This window comes from Oerskovia flava (assembly GCF_026163685.1).
GTDB lineage: Bacteria > Actinomycetota > Actinomycetes > Actinomycetales > Cellulomonadaceae > Oerskovia_A > Oerskovia_A flava.
Genome location: NZ_JAOXSR010000010.1, coordinates 146,559 through 167,618 on the forward strand (window position 1 = coordinate 146,559; position 21,060 = coordinate 167,618).

Below are 21,060 nucleotides of genomic sequence, written 5' to 3' on the forward strand. Positions count from 1 at the left end.
CTGGGACCCCGCTATCGAAGAGAGTGCCGACTTAGATTGCCCACGGCGTATCACGAGAAGGGCTAGCCCCTCCCTGACCGTGAGCTTCATGATCACGACGGTAGCACCGAAACTTCCTTAGCGCTACGCTCACTCATATACACATTATTCTTCTCCGAGGATGTCGCGACCCCCTGCTCTCGATAGAATCGACCCGTTCCCGACTTGGTCGGGATGATCCGGTGTACATGAGCGAGCGGATCGCACAGTGCTCCCCGTGTCGCGGGGCGTGAGGCGGGCGTGCCAGCTCTCAAGCCAGACACGCCCGTCTCCTCCCGGCGGCGCGGCGTCGGACCACACGACGGTTGTGCTCCGCTTGCTTGCGCAAGGATCAGAGCCGCTCAACAACGCCGTGGTGTCCGCGGTCCCGGAGATGGCACCGACCGAACGACTGGTTGACGAGCACGACCCACGGATCCGGTCCTCGAGGACGAAGTGGGACGGTCCAGCGACTCACCTCATTGATCTGGCGACTCTGCGGGCGAATAGAGCGCCGGTTGTGCGCACCGTGGGTTGAAACCCTGTTCCCAGGGCATGCGATGAGCCTTGTCCGGCAGGACGAGCTGCCGGACGGGGACCTCGCACCCATAGGTCTCGTACGCACAGCCGAGCGGGTCTGCGAGCTCGACGACGCTCCTCAGCTGAGGGGCGTAGCCACCGTCCAGCAGGCCCTCGATCCGCTCACCATCAGGGATGCTCGTTCCCCCGAGGAGCCGCTCGGCGACATCGTCGAGCAGTCGCCCACCTGCTTCCTCTGCCAAGCCGTAGACGATGAGCTCAGGGATCCTCTTGTCCCAGAGCCCGACCGTGTACTGGAACTCCTGCGCGGAAGGGTCTTCCGGCCGGACCGACACGACCGTCCAGCCGTACGCGTCGATCTGCTCCCGAACCGACATGCCCCTCGTCGGGCGCGATCCGACCTGTCGAGGAACCGCGGCGGCCCGATCTCCATCGCCCAAGGGAAGGTCTCGTGTCAGTCCGGCCTGCTTCATGCTGGCGGTGTCCGATTCGAGCAGTTCGACCAGATCACGATCCCGGTACGGCCCGAAGACGTGCCACGAGCCAGTCTCTCCGTCCCGCACCCCCCGAATGGCGTACTGGCCGGGCCTCAGGTCGAGAGAGAGCAGGTCACGGTCCATCTCCGGCACACGCCCAGGCGCGACGATCACCGGATCGTCGTCATCCGCCTCCTGCAGCGACAGGACCAACCACTCACCGTCGTGCCAGTAGAGGACGAGAGCCGGGGCGAATCCGTGGTCCGTGACCTTCGAGCTCGTGGTGATCGTCGCCGCGGTGGCTAGTGAGACCGGTCGCTTCTTTCGCCCTCGACCCTGCCACTTCATGATGTCGCCCGGTGCCGGAGGCAGGCGGCGTCGTCAGCCCGCGGGCGTGACGCGAGCGGCGACGGCGTCGGCGAACCGGTCGAGGGCTCCGGGTGCGAATCCGAAGAAGAGTGACGGCTCGGTGAGCTCGAGCTCGATGACGGTCGGTACGTCGTTGTCGCCGACGACCAGGTCGACGCGGGCGTAGAGGTACGGGCCGTCGCCGGGTACGGCCTTCGCGGCCACCTCGAGTGCACGGCGGGCGACGTCGATCTCCGCCTCGGTCGCCTCGTGGCGCCGCATCTCCTCCTGCTTGTACAGGCCCTGCGTGGGGCGGTGCGGGCCGGTGAGGAGGGCGTTCTTGCGCAGCGCGTGGGAGAACTCGCCGTCGATGAAGACGATGCAGGTCTCCCCCGCGGTGTCGACGCTGCGGATGTACGGCTGAACCATGACCTGCCGCCCGGAGACGAGGAGCGCCTTCGCGTGCTGGATCGCGAGCCCGCGGGAGTACGCCTCACCGGACTGGTAGCGGCCGGTGTCGTTCGCGCCCGCGCTCACGACGGGCTTGATGACGAAGTCGCCCTGGGCGGGCAGACGGGTGTGGATCGCGCGCGAGGAGAGGTTGCGCTCGGGGTCGAGCCACAGCGTCGGGATCACGGGGACGCCGTGCGCGTCCAGCTCGCGCAGGTAGCCCTTGTCCGTGTTCCAGCGCACGACGGGCTCGGGGTTCAGCAGGTGAGGCACCCGGGCCGCCCAGGCCACGAAGTCGTCGCGGCGCGCCGAGTAGTCCCACGTGGAGCGCAGCACGACGGCGTCGAAACCGGACCAGTCGACGGACTCGTCGTCCCAGACCGCCGGCTCGGCGTCGACCCCGCGCTCGGCGAGCGCGCCGATCAGGGGCGCGTCGTCGGGGTCCAGGTGGGGCAGGACGGAACAGGTGGCAAGGGCGACCCGCGGTCGCGTCGTCTCGGTGGTCACGGGACGAGCCTACGGGAGCGACGGGCGACGAGGACCTCAGGTCCGCGATGCGCCGTCCGCGATCCGGCGCAGCCCGGCGAGGATCCCGTCCGCGGTGAGGGAGCCGACGACGGTCCCGTCCGTGTCCACGACGGGCACCCGACCCATCGCGGCGGCGGGCAGCGCGGCGATGGCCTCGAACGCCTCGCTGAGCGGCGCACCCAGTCGCACGGCGGGCGGGGCGGGTTGCACGATGTGCCCGGCGTCGTCGAGGTCCGCCTGCTCGACGCGCGCGAGCGCGAGCATCCGTACCGGCGCGCCGTCGCCGATGAAGTCGCGGACCGGACCGCTCGCGGGGTGCGCGAGCACCGTCACGGGCTCGGCGAGCTGCTCGAGCCGGCCGCCGCTGCTCAGGACCGCGATGCGGTCCCCGAGGAGCACCGCCTCGTCGATGTCGTGGGTGACGAGGAGCACCGTGGTCCCGAGCTCGCGCTGGATCCGGCGGAACTCGGCCTGCAGCCGGCGCCGGCCGGCCGGGTCGACCGCACCGAACGGCTCGTCCATGAGCAGCACGGGCGGGTCCGTCACGAGCGCCCGGGCGACACCCACCCGCTGACGCTCCCCGCCGGAGAGCTCGTGCGGGTAGCGCGCGGCGTAGGTGTCGGGCGCGAGCCCGACCAGCTCCAAGAGGTCGTGCACCCGGGACCGGGTGCGCTGACGGTCCCAGCCGAGCAGGCCGGGGACGGTGGCGACGTTCTGGGCGACCGTGCGGTGCGGGAAGAGGCCCACGTTCTGGATGACGTACCCGATGCGGCGGCGCAGCTGCACCGGGTCGACCTGCGTGACGTCCTCGCCACGCAGGAGGATCCGCCCGCTCGAGGGCTCGACCAACCGGTTGACCATCCGCATGATCGTCGACTTGCCGCAGCCGGAGGCACCCACCAGGGCGAGCAGCTCGTGCTCGCGCACGCTCATCGAGAGGTTGTCGACCGCGACGGTGCCGTTCGGGTACTCCTTGCGGACCTCGTCGAGCTCGATGACGACGTCGCCCGGGGTGTACCCCAGGTCGTCCGACTCTCCGCCCGCCGGGGCGCGGTCGGTCACGGAGCTGCTCGCGGCGGGGCTCGACATGGCACCGACGCTACCCGGCGGGACCCACACCGGCGCGCGCACGTGGGTGCCTGCCGGTACGTTCGAGCGCATGCCACCCAACCCGTGGTTCTCCTGGGACTACGTCGTGAACAACTGGGACGAGCTGTCCACGGCGCTCGTCCAGCACACGACGATCACCCTCCAGGCGATCCTCATCGCGCTCGTGATCGCGCTGCCGCTGGCCGTGCTCGCGCACAACGTCCGTTGGCTCGCCGCGCCCGTGCTCGGCACCGCCGGAGTGCTCTACACCGTGCCGTCCCTGGCGCTCTTCGCGATCCTCGTGCCGTTCACCGGGATCGGCCGCACCCCGGTCCTCATCGGGCTCGTGATGTACGCGCTGCTCATCCTCGTGCGCAACGCCCTCGTCGGCCTGCAGGGGGTCGACCCCGACGTGCGCGACGCCGCCACGGGCCTGGGTTACGGGCGCTGGCGGCTGCTGGTCGCCGTCGAGCTCCCCAACGCGCTGCCGAGCATCATCACGGGTGTGCGGCTCGCGACCGTGACCACCGTCGCGCTCGTGACCGTCGGCTTCGTCGCGGGCTACGGCGGCCTGGGCACCGTCATGTTCCGCGGGTTCCGGTCCAGCTACAACGCGCAGATCCTCACCGCGACGCTCCTGTGCGTGGTGCTCGCGGTCGTGCTCGACGTCGCGCTCTACCTGCTCGGGCGGGCCCTCATGCCGTGGTCCCGCACGGGGTCCGGTGAAAGCCGTCGCGTGCGCCGAGCCCGACTTCGGGCACGTACGCCCGGCACGCTGGAGGGCGCCGCGTGAACATCCTCGACGACGCCCTGACCTGGCTCAACGATCCCCTCAACTGGACGGCGCCCGGCGGGCTGATCGACCGGACGGGCGAGCACCTCGCAATGACGGGGATCGCGGTGCTCCTCGCCGCCCTCGTCGCGCTGCCGCTCGGGATCTGGTTGGGGCACACGGGGCGCGGCGCCGCCGCCACGATCGTCGCGGCGAACACGACCCGCGCGCTGCCGACCTTCGGCATCCTGCTCATCCTCGCCGCCGGCGGCCTCTTCGGTGACCGCGCCGCGATCATCGGCGCCGCCGTGTTCGCCGTGCCGCTCATCCTGTCCAACACGTACACGGGGGTGGCGGGCGTCGATCCCGCCGCGCGCGACGCGGCCCGCGGGATGGGCATGGCCCCGCTCCGGTCCTTGTGGATCGTCGAGCTCCCGCTCGCCGTGCCCCTCATCGCGGCGGGACTGCGCACCGCGATCGTCCAGGTCGTGGCGACCATCCCGCTCGCCGCGTTCGTCGGCGGCGGCGGCCTGGGCGTACCGCTGCGCGCCGGGTTCGCCACCCAGCGCTACGGCCAGGTCCTCGCGCTCGGCCTCGTCATCGCGCTCCTGTGCCTCGCCATCGACGGGCTGCTCTCCCTCGTCCAGCGTGCTGTGACTCCTCGACCACTGCGAGCCTCCGCACGGGTGCGCGGATGACCGTGCCCGCCTCCGGTTGCCACGCCTCGCGCGCGACGGTCCAATAGGACGTCATCCACGCGCGTGAGCCCCTGCCTCATCCCCGTGCTGCCGCAGAACACCGCCGCACGCCACCTGCCGCGACACCCTGAACGACACGCCCGACAGACGAGAGGCCACGATGTCACCCCGCCTGACCACTTCCCGCCGCGCACCCCTGCGCACCGTCGCCGTCTCCGCGGCCCTGCTCGTGGCGCTGGCCGCCTGCGGGGACCCCGGGTCCTCGGGCGGCGGCACCACCCCCGACGCCGACGACGCGCCCACGTCAGGTGCACCCGTGTGCGACCCGATCGCGGGCGACACCCTGGTCGTCCTCGACGACGACCAGAACCTGCAGACCGTCGACAACATCATCCCGGCCGCGAACGCCGCGGCCGTCGCCGACGACCCCGCCGTGATCGAGATCCTGGACTCCGTGTCCGCGGCGCTCGACACCGACAAGCTCATCGCCCTCAACCGCGCCGTGGACGTCGACCGTCAGACGTCGGCGCAGGCGGCCGCGCAGTTCGTCGAGGACGAGGGTCTCGCCGTAGCGGACGACGCCACCGGGTCGAGCACCGTCGTCGTCGGCGCGGCGAACTTCTCCGAGAGCGTCACGCTCGCCGAGATCTACGCCGCGGTCCTCGCGAGCGCGGGGTACGACACCTCGGTGCAGACCATCGACGCCCGCGAGACCTACCTGCCCGCCCTGGAGGACGGGCAGATCACCGTCTTCCCCGAGTACGTGGGCACCCTCACCGAGTTCCTCAACAAGTCGGTCAACGGGGAGGACGCGGAGGCGGTCGCGAGCGGTGACCTCGACGCGACGGTCGCCGCGCTGACCGAGCTCGGCGAGGAGCGTGGGCTGGTCTTCGGCGAGGCCTCGGCCGCGCAGGACCAGAACGCGTTCGCCGTGACGCAGGCCTTTGCCGACGAGCACGGTGTCACGACGCTCACCGAGCTCGCCGAGGCGTGCAGCGGACTGGTGCTCGGTGCGGGCCCGGAGTGCGTGGAGCGCCCGTTCTGCCGGCCCGGCCTCGAGGAGACCTACGGTCTCGAGTTCGCCGACTTCGTCGCGCTCGACGTCGGCGGCCCGCTGACGAAGACCGCCCTGCAGCAGGGCGAGATCTCCCTGGGCCTCGTGTTCTCCTCGGACGGCCAGCTGGGCTGACCGGGCGCCCCGGCTGCTCGGGAACGGCCTACAGGCCGTACTTCTCGAGCAGCCGGAGCCACACCTCGCTGATCGTCGGGTAGGACGGCACGGCGTGCCACAGGCGCGCGAGCGGCACCTGCCCGACGATCGCGACCGTCGCCGCGTGCAGCATGTCCGCGGCGTCCGGGCCCACGAAGGTCGCCCCGACGATCACCTCGCGCTCGGTGTCCACGACGATCTGAGCGGTCCCGGTGTACCCGTCGGCGACGAGCACGGCCCCTGCCACCGACCCGACGTCGTAGCGCACGCACCGCACCGACAGCCCCGCCTTCTTGGCACCGGCCTCCGTCAGCCCGACGGAGGCGACCTCAGGCCGGGTGAACACGACCTGGGTGGCCGCCGCACCGTCGGCGGTCGCGGCGTACCGCGTCCACGGGGCAGGCTCGTCGCCCACCGCAGGTGGCTCGTCCCCCGAGGTCGGCGCACCGGACGTCTGTCGCCCGTACCGGGCGGCGATGACGTCCCCGACCACGCGTCCCTGGTACTTGCCCTGGTGCGTCGTCGGCGCGCGGCCCGTCACGTCGCCGGCCGCGTAGAACCACCCGTCCGACGCCTGGGCGTCCGCGCCCTCGGGCCACCGCACCTGCAGCGCCTCGTCAACCCGGAGCGGCGCGCCTGCCTTGAGCCCGACCGACTCCAGGCCCAGGTCCTGCGTGCGCGGCACACGCCCCGTCGCGACGAGCACCCGTTCCGCCGACACCGACCCCGCCCCGGCGCCCTCGAGCACGAGGCGCGCGCCGCCGTCGGGCAGGGCGACCACACCGCTCACGCTCACCCCGGTGCGCACGTCCACGCCGAGCTCCCGCAGCCCCGTCGCGACGGCCTCCCCCGCCCACGGCTCCATCTGGCCCAGCAGCCCGCCGCGGGACAGCAGCGTCACGCGGCTCCCGAGGTCGGTGAAGGCCACCGCCATCTCCGTGGCGACGACACCGCCCCCGATGATCGCGAGCGAGGCGGGGACCTCCTGCACGCTCGTCGCCTCTCGGCTGGTCCAGGGGTTCACCTCGGCGAGGCCAGGCGTCGACGGCAGCACCGGAGCGCTCCCGGTGGAGGCGACCACCGCGTACCGCGCCTCGAGCAGCCGCGTCGCCGGGACGTCGTCGACGTCGGCATCCGGTTCCTCGGGCACGACCTCGACCAGCCGCGGGCCGACGATCCGCCCGAGCCCACGTTCCACCGTGATCCCGACGCCGTCGAGCCACTGCACCTGCCCGGAGTCGTCCCAGTCGGCGACCATCACGTCCCGGCGCGCGAGGATCGCCGCCGGATCGAGCGTGGCGGACGCCTCGATCCCCGGCACAGCCCGCGCGGCCGCGAGCGCCGCTCCTGGTCGCAGCAGGGTCTTCGACGGCATGCACGCCCAGTAGGAGCACTCACCTCCGACGAGCTCAGCCTCGACGACGGCGACGCTCAGGCCGGTCCGGCTCGCCCGGTCGGCGGCGTTCTCGCCGACCGGGCCACCGCCGATCACGATGACGTCGTAGATGTGGTCCGGTGTGCGTGATGCGGTCATGCCTTATGGTGGCGCGAGTTCGCGCTCCGCGCTCGGCACCGCGCGGAGGTCACCGTCGCCGGTAGGCGAGGTCGGTGATCGTCCGACCGGCGTCGTGCGCCTTGTTCTCGAAGCTGGTGCGGACTCGTCCGTCGAACCGTGCGACCACGCCGTCGTCGCGCGCGACGGGCGCGAACCGGTCGTCGGCCTCGACGACGGCCCGCATCTGGTCGGCGTAGTGCGCCCAGTCCGTGGCCAGGCGCCAGGTGCCGCCGGGGGCGAGGACGCGGGCGGCGAGGCCGACGAACTCCGGTGTCACGAGCCGGCGCTTGTGGTGGCGGGCCTTGTGCCACGGGTCGGGGAAGAAGACCCAGAGCTCGTCGACGCTGGCCGGGGGCAGGGTGGTGGCGAGGACCTCGGCGGCGTTCGCCTGCAGGAGCCGCAGATTGCCGAGGTCGCGTTGGGCGGCGCGCAGCACGGTCTGCGCCAGCCCGGGCGTGTACACCTCGACGGCGAGGAAGTCGCGCTCCGGCGCCGCTGCCGCCGCTGCGACGACGGCCTCGCCCTGCCCCGACCCGATCTCGACGACGAGGGGTGCCGAGCGCCCGTAGGTGGCCGCGACGTCGAGCACGTGGGCGGGGTCCACGGAGGTGCGGGCGATGTGCCGGGGAACCTCGAGGAGGTAGCGTCCGTCGTCGGCGTCCCACGCACGCTGCTGGCGCGGGTTGAGGCGTCCGCTGCGGCGCATGAAGGACACCGGCTGGGTGCGGAACCGCGAGAGGTCGTCCGGTCGCGGCGGGGTGGCAGGAGCGTGCTCGGGCATCCGTCCAGGATACGAGCGCCCACGTGTCGGGAGGACCCACGGGCGCCCGGTGGCGGTCGTGCGGCCGAGGGCTACGCTCGGGATCGTGGACTCGCCCCTCTCCGCGCGTTCGGCAGTCGGCAAGGCAGCACGCCGCCGAGCACCCCGCAGCGCCCTCGGCGCATGGCGGCCCGCGGCGGACCGCCCCGACCCGGTCGGTGTGCTGCAGGCCCAGGCCACCACCCGTGTCCCGGAGCTCGTACCGATCCGCTACGGGCGGATGCTCGCCAACCCGTTCGCCTTCTTCCGCGGAGCGGCGGCGATCATGGCGGCCGATCTCGCGACGCTGCCGACGTCGGGCCTGCTCGTGCAGGCGTGCGGTGACGCGCACCTGGCGAACTTCGGGCTCTTCGGGTCGCCCGAGCGCACGCTCGTGTTCGACATCAACGACTTCGACGAGACGCTTCCCGGCCCGTGGGAGTGGGACGTCGCCCGGCTGGCGGCGAGCCTCGCGGTCGCCGGGCGCCACAACCGCTTCTCGCCCGCCGAGCGGCGTGTGGTGGTGACCGCGGCCGCTGCCGAATACCGCCACGCGATGGCCGAGTTCGCCGCCCAGCGGAACCTGGACGTCTGGTACGCCAACGCCCGGGTCGAGGAGGGCCTGCCGCGGGTCGCGGCGCTCCACGACGACGCCGCGCTCAAGAAGGCACGCAAGCTGGTCGCGAAGGCGCGGACCAAGGACTCCGCGCAGGCGGCGTCCCGGCTCTCCCACGTCGTCGACGGGAAGGTCCGGCTCCTCGCCGACCCGCCGCTCCTCGTCCCGATCGAGGACCTGCTGACCCCGGAGCTCGCCGCGTCGTTCACCGACTGGATCCGCGAGGTCCTGGCCGCGTACCGGTCGACGCTCCCGCCCGACCGCCGTCTGCTCCTCGACCAGTTCCGCCTCGTGCACGTCGCGCGCAAGGTCGTCGGGGTCGGGAGCGTCGGGACCAGGGTCTGGGTGCTGCTGATGGAAGGCCGTGACACCGACGACCCGCTGGTGCTGCAGGCGAAGGAGGCCGAGGCGTCGGTGCTCGAGCCGCACCTCGCACCGAGCCGCTTCGGCCAGCACGGCCGCCGGGTGGTCGAGGGGCAGCGGCTGATGCAGGCGACGAGCGACATCTTCCTCGGGTGGACCCGCACGGACGGGCTCGACGGGCGGACCCACGACTACTACATCCGCCAGCTCCGCGACTGGAAGGGCTCGTGGGACCCCGAGGAGATGGGGCCCACGACGATGGCCGCGTTCGGGACGTCGTGCGCGTGGACCCTCGCCCGGGCGCACGCCCGGTCGGGCGACCGCGTCGCGATCGCGTCCTACCTCGGCCGCTCGGACACCTTCGACCGCGCGGTGGCCGACTTCGCCGAGCTCTACGCGGACCAGAACGAGCACGACCACACGGCGCTGACCCGCGCCGTCGACGACGGCCGCTGCACCGCGCAGACCGGGCTCTGACGACGCCGGCAGCCGGTGCACGAGCGACGGGTGCACAACCGCAGACGAAAGGCCCCGACCCGCATCACTGCTGGTCAGGGCCTCTCGGGTGGTGCGCCATCAGGGACTCGAACCCCGAACCCGCTGATTAAGAGTCAGCTGCTCTGCCAATTGAGCTAATGGCGCGCGAGAAGAAACACTAGCAGCCGCTCGGACTCTGGTGGAAATCAGATCGGGCGTCGAGACCTGTGACCTGCGCTACAGGTACAGGCCCGTCTGACCCGAGGTGTCCTCGGGCTCCGAGACGGCGTGCACGTCGCGCTCGCGGAGCAGCACGTAGTGCTCCCCGCCGAGCTCCACCTCGGCACGCTCGTCGGGGTCGAACAGCACCCGGTCCCCCACCGACACCTGCCGCACGTGCTCCCCCGCCGCGACCACCCGCGCCCACGCGAGCCGCTTGGGGCCGACGGCGGTGGCCGGGATCACGAGGCCCGCGGAGGACTGGCGCTCGGCGGCGTCGACCTCCGGCAGGACGAGCAGCCGGTCGTGCAGCATCCGGATCGGCAGCGGGCCGGCGGGCACCGAGGTGCTCGGCGAGGTCGGGGCGGGTGTCGTGCTCACACCGCTCACGCTACCGGGGTCCTCTAGGCTCGAGGTCACCGCTGCACACCGCAGCCCGCACCACGAAGGAGCTTCATGAGCACACGTCTGCAGGTCGGGGACACCGCTCCCGACTTCACCCTGCCCACCACCGACGGGAAGGTCTCGCTGTCCGACCTGCGCGGGCAGCACGTCGTCGTGTACTTCTACCCCGCGGCCGGGACGCCGGGCTGCACCAAGCAGGCGTGCGACTTCCGCGACTCCCTGGCGTCCCTGCAGGGCGCGGGGTACACCGTCGTGGGGATCTCCCCGGACCCGCTGACGAAGATCGCGGCGTTCGTCGAGGCGGAGCAGCTGACGTTCCCGCTCGCGTCCGACGAGGACCGCTCCGTCCTCGCGGCGTACGGCGCGTGGGGCGAGAAGTCGCTCTACGGCAAGACGGTGACCGGGGTGATCCGCTCGACCGTCGTCGTCGGCCCGGACGGGCTCGTCGAGCTCGCCCAGTACAACGTCAAGGCCACGGGCCACGTCGCCAAGCTGCGCCGCGACCTCGGGATCGACACCGCCTGACCGCTCGACCGGAGCACCGCGCCCTCGCGCGCCCGTAGACTGTGCGGGCGCGCGAGTGGCGTAACTGGCAGCCGCGCCAGGTTTAGGTCCTGGTGTCTTCGGACGTGCGGGTTCGAGTCCCGCCTCGCGCACTCTCGGAGCGCTGCCCCACCAGGCGTGCTAGCGGACGACCTTCCCGTCCGCGTCCCGGGGACGCACCGGGTGCTGGCTGAGGATCGAGATCCGGTTGAACGCGTTGATCGTGACCGCCACCCACTCCGCCGCGACGAACGTCTCGTCGCCGAGGACCGACCGCGCGCCGGCGAGGTCGGCCTCCGACTCCTCGGAGAGAGGGAGCGACGTAGCCGCCTCGGCGACCACCAGCACCGCGCTCTGCCGCTCGTCGAACAACCCCGACTCCCGCCAGGCCGGCAGCACGTCCAGCTGCTGCTGCACGATCCCCACCTTCCGCGCGTCACGCGCGTGCAGGTCCAGGCAGAACGCGCACCCGTTGATCTGCGACGCACGCAGCTTGATGAGCTCGGACTCCTGGACCGAGAGACCGTGACGCGAGGCCTCCTCCCGGATCACCGACGACAGGGCCGCCATCGCCTGCCACGCGTCGGGCATGACCTTGTCCATGAACGGACGCATCACATCTCCTCTTCTCAGCCGGGACCGTGGCCGCCCGCTGCTTCACCTCAGGCAGCCCGGCACGAAATCGTACGCCCGCCTCGTGACTCTCCTTCTCGGTTCACGCTCACGGTGGACGACCGGGCCATGTGCACGGACTCCATCACCCACGATGCAGTTCACCCCGTGTACCGGGTACAGGGTCAAGCGCTGCGCTCTCCCGCCGCCTCGTCGCGGTCGCGGAGCGCGCCCCGAGCCCACCCGTCCGCTAGGTCCGCGGCAGCACCGCGGCGGCGACGATGACGTTGTTGACGATCGTCGCGGTGACCGTGCGCGCCACCGCCTCTGCTGCGGCACCGGCACCCCAGCTCCCGTTCTTGAGCTCCTCGGCGCGCGCGATCACCGGGGAGCTCCACGGGATGTCGCGGTCGAACTGCGGCAACGTCCCGCTCCCGTAGAGAAGCGCTGCGAGCGCCGCGACGCGTGGCGTCGGCGTCTCGCCGTCGACGAGCACGGCCCGGACGTCGGCGAGCAGGCCCGCTCGCCGGCCGCTGTCGCCCTCCGTGAGCACGGTGGTGTCGAACACGCCGAACGTCTTGCGCGTGCCGCGGTAGACGTCTCCGCGGTCGACGAGCCGGTCGAGCAGCGGTCCACGCAGGGTCGGTCCCGTCGCTGCGAGGACGGTCTGCACCCCCCGTGGCTTGTCGGCGACGTACTCCCAGCTCGCGCGAAGGAGGTGATCCGTCGGCGGGTTCTCCGCGATGGCCTCGACCGTCATCGTCCCCGTCCGGCCCGTGCCGGTCCGGACGTTCCCTGCGAGACCGAGGTCCGCGAGCACCGCCCCGGCGAGCACGTAGTAGAGCGTGCCCTCACCGGCGATGGTCCCGCTGCGGGGCTGGAACAGGAGCAGGAGGAGGTCCTCCGCCACCGTCGGGCTACCTGCTGCTGTCTGGTCCGGCTGCTCGGAGGAGTCCGGACGACCGTCGGCGTTCTGCTCAGTCATGGCATGTTCCGTTCTCTTCTCGCGATCGGGCAGGAGGCCAGTCGAGGCCATGTTCTGGGAACAGGGTCAAGTCAGGCAGACATCACCGTCCGTCCGCCTGACTGCCGTCGAGAGCCGGGACGCCACGGACTCGAACCCGTCGGGACGATCGTCGATTAGGCCTGCTACCAGGCTCTCTCAGCGGCCCTGACCTCGTCGTTCGCGATCGCGGCGCGGAGATCGGCGTGGTCGACGCGGTTCTGCTCGGCGTAGGCGCGGGCGAAGCCGAGAATGCCGGCAGCGAAGGCGTCCCCGCCGCCGATGTAGCCCGCCACCGCCTCGGGGTCACCGCTGCGAGCGTGCGACTTCGCCAGCGCACGTCCGCACGCCGCGGCGAACTGGGGCAGGTACCCCGAGATCTCCTGCCCGCTGGGGATGATCTTCATGTCGCGGAACTGGCGCACGTAGTAGTCGTGGCCGTCGACCCGCATGTGGCCGAGGAAGATGTCGCTCGCGGTCTGCATGAGGCGTTGACCGACGATGACGCGTTCGCCGTGGTTCGAGAACTCGCTGGGGCCCAGGTGCTCCTCGTAGACGGATGCCGTCGCCTGCTTGACCTGGGAGAACACCGGCTGACGACCGCTGTCGCCCTCCAGCAGGTGCAACCAGACGCGCATGCCGACGCTCCCCACGCCCACGATCTGCCGGACGGAGTCGACGCGGCTGAACCGCTCGACGAGCCGCCGCAGATGGGGCGGGATCGAGGCGAGGTACGTGTCGTAGACCTGTTCGTAGGCGCGGGACCGCTGGGCGTCGTCCAGTCCGTCGTCGATGCGCTTCATGGGGTCCAGGGCGATCCTCCGGCGCCCGTCCTCGTCGACGACGAGCTGCTTCGCGACCCCCTGGTGCGTCCGCTTCCTCGACTGCTTCTCGATGGTGCGGGCCGCGGCTTCCGCGAACTCCGAGCTCAGACCCTTCAGCGGCACGTCCGGCGTGATCCGGTCGTACCACACGTCCAGCTCACCCATCCGCGCGTACCGCCGCATCGCCGCGCGGTACGCCTCGACGGCGGCAGCCGCGGCGTCGTCCCCGCACGAGACCTCGAGCTGCTCCGCGTCCGCGAGCACGTAGACGCTGGTCGCGAGGCGCTTGAGGTCCCACTCGAACGGCCCGGGCAGGGTCTCGTCGAAGTCGCGGGCGTCGAAGAGCAGCTGTCGCTCCGGGGACGCCCAGAACCCGAAGTTGAGGATGTGCGCATCGCCGCACATCTGCACCGTGAGGCCCGAGTGCGGTGCGGCGGCAAGGTCCGCCGCCATGACGGCAGCAGCACCCCGCAGGTACGTCCACGGGGAGGTCGCCATCCGGGCATAGCGCAACGGCATGAGCGCCTGGTCGCGCACGGCTTCTTGCGCGCGCAGCCGGTCGATCGCGCTCACGCGACGGACGCCCGGGTCCCACAGCCCGGCGGACCGCCGCGGGGCGCGCCGGCGCGCGCGACGCCCGTCGTCGGCGTCTGCACCGACTCGCTCGGACGCGCGGACGCGCGCGACCGGCTCACCGGTCATGACGGGACCCCACCGTAGGTCGCACCGTGGACCGTCGTGCTCGCCACGTGCCCGACGTCGTCGATCACCGTGACCCTGCCGCCGTCGCCGGGTTCGGGGTCAGGGAGGATGGTCTCCGGGTCGACGAGGTAGACCTCGTGGCCGTCCAGCGTGAGCCGACGCACGATCTCGAGCACCATGCGCCGTGCCACGTCGTCGATCGAGGAGACCAGCGTGAGGTCGAGGACGACCCGGTACTCCGAGGGCGGGTGGTCCACGACCTCACGGACGACGCGTTCGGCCGCGGCGAAACGGATCCCTCCCTGCAGGTGGAGCACACGGATCGCGTCCGGTCCACGCCCGACGACCTCGTTGGAGCGCACGACCGCGAGCGCCGTGGGTGGAACCTCCATCACGTGCAGGCCCATGTCGGACGAGAACCGTTCGAACAGCGACACGCCGCGCACGCTGTTCCCGTGGACGTCCAGCCGTGGCGAGAAGGTGGCGATGCCGATCTGACCGGGCAGGGCACCGATCAGGCCGCCCGCCACGCCGCTCTTCGCCGGGATGCCGACCTGGGTCGCCCAGTCACCGGCCGCGTCGTACATGCCGCAGGTGGCCATGAGGCTCAGCACCTGCCGCACCACCCGCGCGTCGACGACCTGCTCGCCCGAGACGGGGTTCACCCCACGGTTGGCCAGCGTGGCCGCCATCATGGCCAGGTCGCGTGCGGTGACCAGCACCGAGCACTGGCGGACGTAGCCGTCCACCACGGCCCGCGGATCCTCGGTGAGGATGTCGTGGCTGCGGAGCATGTGCGCGATCGCCAGGTTGCGGTGGGCGTGCTCCATCTCGGACGCGCACACGGCCTCGTCGACCGTCAGGCGGCGTCCGGCGAACGACGACAGGCCGTGGACCACGCGTTCCACGCGCTCTGTCGGGCTCAGACCTTCCGCACCCGCCAGCGAGTGAGCGGTCATCGCGCCCGCGTTGATCATGGGGTTGAAGGGGCGCCCGGTGTCGCTCTCGAGGGAGATCTGGTTGAACGCCTCTCCCGACGGCTCCACACCCACCTTGGCGAGCACGGCGTCGAAGCCGCGGTCAGCCAGTGCCAGCGCGTACGCGAACGGCTTGGAGATCGACTGGATCGTGAACTCGGTGTCGACGTCGCCGGCCCCGTAGACCTGGCCGTCCACGGTGGCGAAGACCGCGCCGAGCCGATCAGGGTCCGCTGCTGCGAGCTCGGGGATGTACTGCGCCAGGACACCTGAGGTGTCCGCCTCGACATCACCGAGCACCTCCGTCAGGTAGTCGGGGACGACTGGCCGCATCATGCCCCGCCTCGTACCGCACGGGTGACCACGGTGATGTCTGCCGATGTCGGCTTCCGGAACACGCCGCCGCGCGCGACGAACTCGTCACCGTGCCTCGTCAGGTGGCGGGCGAAGAGCGGGCACACCGGGACGACGGTGAGGCCGTTGCGGATGCTGTCGTCGAGCGCCGCGCTCACCAGCACGCCGGCGAGACCGCGCCCCCCGAACTCCGCGTCCACCTCGGTGTGGAAGACGATCCGCTCGTGGTCTGCCGCCGGAGGATCGATGAAGTCGACCCTGCCGACCGCAGAGCCGTCGGCGATCCGCACGACGTAGGCGCTGATCGGTCGGCCGGGCTCGATCCCCACCGTCACCGGGTCGCCGTTCCTGTCGGTCAGTTCGTGTGTCACGCGAAGTCCTCTCTCCTGCCGTGCTGCACGACGTCGCACGGTCGGGCCGGATGACCCCCTGGTGCGGCGCCGTCAGTCGACACCGTGTGGTCGGAACATGGTCAACCCTGGCCCACCGAGAGCACCCGCGCATCGGCGCGGGACCGACCTTCTCCGTTCAGGGTCGCTCCCCGAGCAGGGCCGGCACGGAGTCGCTCGTGAGATCGCGGAGCCGGCCGACGTCGACGTTCGCACCGAAGGCAGGCGTCCCGGGCTCGAGCCGGGCTCCCGCTGTGAGGTCGCCGATGGTGAGCGCGTCGAAACCGAGGGCGTCGACCAGCTCGGAGACGACCGCGAGATCCTCGGGCGAGTCCCCGGCGATCGCGATCGCCTTGCGCCCGGGTGTGCTCCGCGGGCGGGCCTCGCCCTCGAGGTCGTGGTAACCCATGTGGTTGAGCGCCTTGACGACCCGCGCTCCCGTCAGCGTCTGCTGCACGACGCCGCTCGAGGTGGCGTCCGGCGGGAGGACCGCGTCCCGGGGACCGTCGATCTCCCACCAGTGGTTCATCGCGTCGACCACCAGCTTCCCTCCCAGCTCCGGGAGGGGGAGGTCGCGGTGCTTGCTGAGCGGGAGCGCGAGGATCACCACGTCCGCGGCCTGGGCGACCTCGGCCGGCCAGGCGGGGATCGCTCCCGGGGTGAGGACCTCGGTGGTCAGCGAGATCTTCGCAGGGTCGCCGGACCCGGAGACCAGGACCCGGTAGCCGGCGGCGACTGCCAGCCGCGCGAGCACGGTCCCGACCTTGCCGGCGCCCAGGATCCCGAGCGTGGTGACGGGGCCCGTCATCGTGCCGCTCCGACCGCACCGGCGGGGAGCTCGGCCAGGATCTCGCGGACCCGCGGGATGACCTGCGCGCCGTACAGCTCGACCGAGCGCATCCGGGCGGACGCCGAGACGGTGCCGGCCGCGGAATAGATCATGTCGAACCGGCCCGCGTCCAGCGCACGGATCGCGTGGGCGATCCTCGCCGCGACGGTCTCGACCGAACCGACGTACAGCGACCCGTGCTCGACGTCAGCGTCGAACTCTTCCCGACGGAGCGGTGGCCAGCCGCGCAGTGCCCCGATCCGGTCACGGATCTCCTTGTACCCGGTGTAGAACAGCTCCTTCGCCTCGGCGTCGGTGGCCGCCACGAATCCGGGTGAGTGCATCCCCACCGGCTGCGCGGTCGTGCCGAGCTGCTCGCTCGCGCGCCGGTAGAGATCGACATAGGGCGCGAACCGGTCGGGCGCTCCGCCGATGATCGCGAGCATGAGCCGGAACCCGTAGCGGGCGGTGCGGATCACCGACTGCGGCGACCCGCCCACACCCACCCAGGTGTCGAGACGCCCTGACTCGGTCTTGGGGTACACGTCGGCGTCCTGCAGGGCGGCACGGGTCGTGCCCTCCCACGTGACCGGCTTCTCGTCCAGGAGCCGGTGGAACAGGTCGATCTTCTCCTCGAACAGGACCTCGTAGTCCTTCAGGTCGTACCCGAACAGCGGGAACGACTCGGTGAACGAACCCCGGCCGAGGATCACCTGGGCCCGACCGCTGGAGAGCGCGTCCACGGTCGCGAACCGTTGGAACACCCGCACCGGGTCGTCCGAGGACAGTACCGTCACGCCCGAGGCGAGGCGGATCCGCTTCGTGGCGGTCGCGATTCCGGCCAGCACCGTCTCCGGGCTGGAGATCGCGTACTCCGGCCGGTGGTGCTCGCCCAGGGCGACCACGTCGATACCGACCTGGTCCGCCAGCACCGCCTCGGCCACCGCGGCGCGGATCGCCTGCGCGTGCGAGACGATCTCCCCGCGATCGTCCCGGGGGCGGTCCCCGAAGCTGTCGATGCCGAACTCGATCTGCGAGACATCCATCGTGCGCAACTCCCTCGAACGTGTCGTTCCCACCGTGTAGTTGACACGTCAATCATGTCTCCATATGATTCACATGTCAACTACTAAGGAGGGGCGATGGGCACCGCGTCGCGTCGCAGGGTCCCCACGCGGGACGAGCTCGCGATCTGGCGAGCGCACCTCGAGACGTTCGAGATCGTGCGCGCTCGCATCGAGGCTCGGCTGCACCAGGACTCACAGCTCTCGAGCGGGGACTACCGGGTGCTCCTCGCGCTGAGCGAGGCGGACGGAAGAGCGCTGCGGTCCTCAGCCCTCGCCGATCTCATCGGGTGGGAACGCAGCCGCCTGTCCGGCCAGCTCGGCCGGATGGAGAAGCGCGGCCTGGTGCGCCGAGAGCCCTGCGAGGAGGACGCCCGCGGGTCCCGCGTGTCCCTCACCGACGAGGGCGCGCGCGCCTTCGGTGCCAGCACCCTCCCCCACTTCCAGGCAATCAAAGAGGTCTTCGTCGACGCCTTCACCCCTGAGCAGCTCGCCCATCTCGGTGAGGCAGCGGCGGCGATGCGCCGCCACCTGGACCTGGACGGCCCGGCGTGACGACGTCGTCCACCACAGGGCCCCTGCGCCGCGCGACGGTGGTCGTGATCGGCGCCGGGCAGGCAGGCCTCTCGGCCGGGTACCACCTGAGCCGGCGCGGGTTCGCCAGCGCCCTGGCCGAGCCCGACGCCGACCGCAGCTTCGTCGTGCTGGACGCCGAGGACAGGCCCGGAGGGGCGTGGCTGCACCGCTGGGAGTCCCTCACGATGGCGACCGTCAACGGCATCTTCGACCTGCCGGGGTTCCGGCGGACACCCGTCGATCCGTCGGTGCCCGCTCGCCGCGCGGTGCCCGCGTACTTCGCCGCGTTCGAGCATCAGATGCAGCTGCCGATCCTGCGCCCCGTCCGGGTCGACTCCGTGACGCGCGCCGACGACGAGCCCGACGGTGACCTCCTGGTCGACACCGACAGCGGCACCTGGGCGGCGCGGGCGATCATCAACGCGACCGGGACCTGGACCAACCCGACGGTGCCCACCTATCCCGGTCAGGAGAGCTTCACCGGACGCCAGCTCCACACGCAGCACTACACCTCGCTCGAGGAGTTCGCGGGCCAGCGGGTCGCCGTCGTCGGAGGGGGGATCTCCGCCCTCCAGCAGCTCGAAGAGATCTCCCGCGTGGCCGAGGTGCTCTGGTACACGCGCAGGGAGCCGGTCTTCCGGGACGGCGAGTTCGATCCCGAGGTCGAGGGGCGCGAGGTGATCGCCAGGGTCACCGCCGACACCGAGGCGGGGAACCTGACGGGCAGCGTCGTGTCGTACACGGGTCTCCTCTGGACCCCCTACGCACTCGCGGCGAAGGAGCGCGGTGCGCTCGCCCGACGTCCGATGTTCACCCGCATCGAACCCCTGGGGGTGCGCGAGGCCGACGGCACGTTCACCCCGGTCGACACGATCCTCTGGGCGACGGGGTTCCGCGCGGCGCTCGGCCACCTCGACCCGCTGGCGTTGCGCAACGCGCGGCGCGGGATCGAGATGGCAGGCACGCAGGTCGCCGACGAGCCCCGCGTCCATCTCGTCGGGTTCGGTCCCTCGCAGTCCACGATCGGCGCGAACCGCGCCGGCCGCGACGCCGTCCGCGCCCTCAGCAGGCTCCGTGCACCCGCCCTCGGCGCCGGGTCCCGAGCATCCTGACACCACCAGGTGTTGCCATGACACCATGGATGGTGTCACTATGGCGTCATGAATCTTTCACCGTACGTCGACGACCTCCAGCACCGCCTCGTCATCGCGGCCGACGCCGCGGGTGACGACGCCCGCCAGCTCGCCCAGCGGCTGACCGCACCGCTCGACGCCGCCGTCCGCCTCGTCCTGCTCGACGCGCTCTCGGCCGCGGCCGGCGAGATCTCGGCCGAGCTCGCACCAGGCTCGGTCGACGTCCGCCTGCGCGGCGGTGACCCCGAGTTCGTCGTCGACGCCCCTGCCACGCCCACCGCCCCCTCGACTCCGGCCGCCACGGCTCCGCCCGCAGCGCTCGCCGGGCCGCCGGAGCTCCCGCCCGCCGACGCGGACGGCAGCACCACCCGGACGACCCTGCGCCTGCCCGACCACCTCAAGACGCAGGTCGAGGTCGCCGCCGCCCGCGACGGCGTCTCGGTCAACACCTGGCTCGTCCGTGCGGTCGCGGGAGCGCTCGAGCAGCCGACAGGTCACCCGGCTCCGCAGGCCCGCCCCGACAAGCGCGGCGAGACCCGGCTCACCGGCTGGGTGCGCTGACGCGGCACCACCTCACCAACCCTGACACCACTTCTGACACCACCTGGAGCACCCCATGACCACCTTCCCCGCGCCTGCCCCCGTCCCCGTCGTCGTGGACGTGCCGTTCGGCAACCTGCACGTCGTCGCCGGCGAACGGGACGACGTCGTCGTCACCGTCCTGCCCGCCGACCCGACCAAGTCCGGCTCGGTGCGCGCCGCGGAGGAGACGCGCGTCGCCCGCGACGGCGACGCCGTCACGATCGTCTACCCGTCCGCCTGGAAGCAGTACGTCCTCCCCTTCGCGTCCGGCGGCGCGCTCGTCACGATCGAGCTCCCGGCCGGCTCGGACCTCAGCGGCAAGGCCGGCTCGCTGTACGCGGAGGGCAGGCTCGGCGACGTCGACCTCACCCTCAACGGCGGCGAGGCACGGCTCGACGGCGCCGACCGCCTCGACCTCAAGGTCTCGGCAGGGCCCGTCGTCGCCGGTCGCGTCACAGGGCCGACGTCCATCAAGGCGAGCTCAGGCACCGTGCGCATCGCCGAGCTGGCCGGCGACGGCACCGTCCGCGCGAGCAACGGGACCACGACCGTCGACTCCGTCACCGGCTCGCTCGAGGTCGTCGGGGCGAACGGTGACGTCGCCGTGGGCCGCGTCCGCGGGACGCTCGCCGCGAAGACCGCGTTCGGCAGCATCCGCGTCGACCGCGTCGAGTCCGGGTCGGCCACGCTCACCACGTCCTACGGCTCGATCGACGTCGGCGTCCCCGAGGGAACCGCCGCCTGGCTCGACGTCGCGTCCGAGCGCGGCACGGTCCGCAACCAGCTCACACCCACCGGCGGCCCCGTCCACGACGAGGCCACGGCCGAGATCCACGCGAGCACCGGCTACGGCGACATCATCGTCCGCCGCCCCTGACACCCGCCCCCAGATCACTACCGCTCACCAGA

Annotated in this window: 22 protein-coding genes and 2 tRNA genes; 10 read left to right on the top strand and 14 right to left on the bottom strand. The window is 71.8% G+C overall.

Features of this window, described 5'->3' with window-relative positions; genetic code table 11:
• Window positions 1-497: 497 nt before the first annotated feature.
• The 3 genes from OHL10_RS15730 to OHL10_RS15740 are packed head-to-tail and all read right to left on the bottom strand — an operon-like array spanning window position 498 to window position 3,449.
• On the bottom strand, window positions 498-1,382 hold the full coding sequence (locus OHL10_RS15730) for a DUF4262 domain-containing protein (protein WP_265523173.1): 885 nt from the start codon (window positions 1,380-1,382) through the stop codon (window positions 498-500).
• Between the two features lie 33 nt (window positions 1,383-1,415).
• Window positions 1,416-2,339: an ATP-grasp domain-containing protein gene (locus OHL10_RS15735; protein ID WP_265523174.1), complete on the bottom strand. Its 924-nt coding sequence runs from the start codon at window positions 2,337-2,339 to the stop codon at window positions 1,416-1,418.
• A gap of 36 nt (window positions 2,340-2,375) precedes the next feature.
• On the bottom strand, window positions 2,376-3,449 hold the full coding sequence (locus tag OHL10_RS15740; RefSeq protein ID WP_265523175.1) for an ABC transporter ATP-binding protein: 1,074 nt from the start codon (window positions 3,447-3,449) through the stop codon (window positions 2,376-2,378).
• Window positions 3,450-3,519: 70 nt separating this feature from the next.
• Between OHL10_RS15740 and OHL10_RS15745 the strand changes: the two genes are divergently transcribed.
• The 3 genes from OHL10_RS15745 (at window position 3,520) to OHL10_RS15755 (ending at window position 6,108) form a co-directional block, all read left to right on the top strand.
• Window positions 3,520-4,242, top strand: a complete 723-nt coding sequence (locus OHL10_RS15745) for an ABC transporter permease (protein WP_265523176.1) — start codon at window positions 3,520-3,522, stop codon at window positions 4,240-4,242.
• Window positions 4,239-4,919: an ABC transporter permease gene (locus tag OHL10_RS15750; RefSeq protein WP_265523177.1), complete on the top strand. Its 681-nt coding sequence runs from the start codon at window positions 4,239-4,241 to the stop codon at window positions 4,917-4,919. Before OHL10_RS15745 ends, OHL10_RS15750 begins: the two co-directional genes overlap by 4 nt.
• 160 nt (window positions 4,920-5,079) lie before the next feature.
• On the top strand, window positions 5,080-6,108 hold the full coding sequence (locus OHL10_RS15755) for a glycine betaine ABC transporter substrate-binding protein (RefSeq protein ID WP_265523178.1): 1,029 nt from the start codon (window positions 5,080-5,082) through the stop codon (window positions 6,106-6,108).
• 28 nt (window positions 6,109-6,136) lie between these two features.
• On the opposite strand, the gene OHL10_RS15760 is transcribed toward OHL10_RS15755, so the two are convergent.
• Window positions 6,137-7,663 (bottom strand): dihydrolipoyl dehydrogenase family protein, encoded by a 1,527-nt coding sequence (locus OHL10_RS15760; protein ID WP_265523179.1) that lies wholly within the window; start codon window positions 7,661-7,663, stop codon window positions 6,137-6,139.
• A 49-nt stretch (window positions 7,664-7,712) separates the two neighbouring features.
• The gene (gene trmB / locus OHL10_RS15765; RefSeq protein ID WP_265523180.1) at window positions 7,713-8,465 is read right to left on the bottom strand and encodes a tRNA (guanosine(46)-N7)-methyltransferase TrmB; all 753 of its coding nucleotides are present in this window, start codon (window positions 8,463-8,465) and stop codon (window positions 7,713-7,715) included.
• An 85-nt stretch (window positions 8,466-8,550) separates the two neighbouring features.
• On the opposite strand from trmB, the gene OHL10_RS15770 reads away from it, so the two are divergent.
• Window positions 8,551-9,939 carry a DUF2252 domain-containing protein gene (locus tag OHL10_RS15770; RefSeq protein WP_265523181.1) on the top strand — a complete coding sequence of 463 codons (1,389 nt, stop codon included), beginning with the start codon at window positions 8,551-8,553 and terminating at the stop codon, window positions 9,937-9,939.
• Window positions 9,940-10,028: 89 nt separating this feature from the next.
• On the opposite strand, the gene OHL10_RS15775 is transcribed toward OHL10_RS15770, so the two are convergent.
• Window positions 10,029-10,104 (bottom strand) — tRNA-Lys (locus tag OHL10_RS15775).
• A gap of 72 nt (window positions 10,105-10,176) precedes the next feature.
• Complete coding sequence (locus tag OHL10_RS15780) at window positions 10,177-10,539, bottom strand: GroES family chaperonin (RefSeq protein ID WP_425499023.1); 363 nt, start codon at window positions 10,537-10,539, stop codon at window positions 10,177-10,179.
• Between the two features lie 75 nt (window positions 10,540-10,614).
• Here OHL10_RS15780 and bcp point away from each other — a divergent pair, with 75 nt between their 5' ends.
• Window positions 10,615-11,088, top strand: a complete 474-nt coding sequence (gene bcp, locus OHL10_RS15785; RefSeq protein WP_265523182.1) for a thioredoxin-dependent thiol peroxidase — start codon at window positions 10,615-10,617, stop codon at window positions 11,086-11,088.
• A gap of 49 nt (window positions 11,089-11,137) precedes the next feature.
• Window positions 11,138-11,219: transfer RNA gene (locus tag OHL10_RS15790), tRNA-Leu, on the top strand.
• Between the two features lie 28 nt (window positions 11,220-11,247).
• On the opposite strand, the gene OHL10_RS15795 is transcribed toward OHL10_RS15790, so the two are convergent.
• The 7 genes from OHL10_RS15795 to OHL10_RS15825 form a co-directional block, all read right to left on the bottom strand.
• Window positions 11,248-11,721, bottom strand: a complete 474-nt coding sequence (locus tag OHL10_RS15795; protein WP_265523183.1) for a carboxymuconolactone decarboxylase family protein — start codon at window positions 11,719-11,721, stop codon at window positions 11,248-11,250.
• 247 nt (window positions 11,722-11,968) lie between these two features.
• A complete protein-coding gene (locus OHL10_RS15800; RefSeq protein ID WP_265523184.1) occupies window positions 11,969-12,703 on the bottom strand; it encodes a GOLPH3/VPS74 family protein in 735 nt (244 codons plus the stop codon).
• Window positions 12,704-12,867: 164 nt separating this feature from the next.
• Window positions 12,868-14,247, bottom strand: coding sequence for a DUF2252 domain-containing protein (locus tag OHL10_RS15805; RefSeq protein ID WP_265523185.1), 1,380 nt, complete (start codon window positions 14,245-14,247; stop codon window positions 12,868-12,870).
• Entirely contained in the window at window positions 14,244-15,557 is a 1,314-nt protein-coding gene (locus tag OHL10_RS15810) for a glutaminase (protein ID WP_265523224.1), read from the bottom strand. Before OHL10_RS15810 ends, OHL10_RS15805 begins: the two co-directional genes overlap by 4 nt.
• Window positions 15,557-15,949: a GNAT family N-acetyltransferase gene (locus tag OHL10_RS15815; protein WP_265523186.1), complete on the bottom strand. Its 393-nt coding sequence runs from the start codon at window positions 15,947-15,949 to the stop codon at window positions 15,557-15,559. The genes OHL10_RS15810 and OHL10_RS15815 overlap by 1 nt, the downstream gene beginning before the upstream one ends.
• A 157-nt stretch (window positions 15,950-16,106) precedes the next feature.
• On the bottom strand, window positions 16,107-16,775 hold the full coding sequence (locus OHL10_RS15820; RefSeq protein ID WP_265523187.1) for an NADPH-dependent F420 reductase: 669 nt from the start codon (window positions 16,773-16,775) through the stop codon (window positions 16,107-16,109).
• On the bottom strand, window positions 16,772-17,842 hold the full coding sequence (locus OHL10_RS15825) for an LLM class flavin-dependent oxidoreductase (RefSeq protein ID WP_265523188.1): 1,071 nt from the start codon (window positions 17,840-17,842) through the stop codon (window positions 16,772-16,774). Before OHL10_RS15825 ends, OHL10_RS15820 begins: the two co-directional genes overlap by 4 nt.
• Before the next feature lie 96 nt (window positions 17,843-17,938).
• Between OHL10_RS15825 and OHL10_RS15830 the strand changes: the two genes are divergently transcribed.
• Genes OHL10_RS15830 through OHL10_RS15845 form a run of 4 tightly spaced genes read left to right on the top strand, consistent with a single transcriptional unit; the run spans window position 17,939 to window position 21,028 of the window.
• Entirely contained in the window at window positions 17,939-18,415 is a 477-nt protein-coding gene (locus OHL10_RS15830; RefSeq protein WP_265523189.1) for a MarR family winged helix-turn-helix transcriptional regulator, read from the top strand.
• Complete coding sequence (locus OHL10_RS15835; RefSeq protein WP_265523190.1) at window positions 18,412-19,548, top strand: NAD(P)-binding domain-containing protein; 1,137 nt, start codon at window positions 18,412-18,414, stop codon at window positions 19,546-19,548. The genes OHL10_RS15830 and OHL10_RS15835 overlap by 4 nt, the downstream gene beginning before the upstream one ends.
• 48 nt (window positions 19,549-19,596) lie before the next feature.
• Window positions 19,597-20,130, top strand: a complete 534-nt coding sequence (locus OHL10_RS15840) for a histidine kinase (RefSeq protein WP_265523191.1) — start codon at window positions 19,597-19,599, stop codon at window positions 20,128-20,130.
• A 55-nt stretch (window positions 20,131-20,185) separates the two neighbouring features.
• The gene (locus OHL10_RS15845) at window positions 20,186-21,028 is read left to right on the top strand and encodes a DUF4097 family beta strand repeat-containing protein (RefSeq protein ID WP_265523192.1); all 843 of its coding nucleotides are present in this window, start codon (window positions 20,186-20,188) and stop codon (window positions 21,026-21,028) included.
• Window positions 21,029-21,060: the final 32 nt, after the last annotated feature.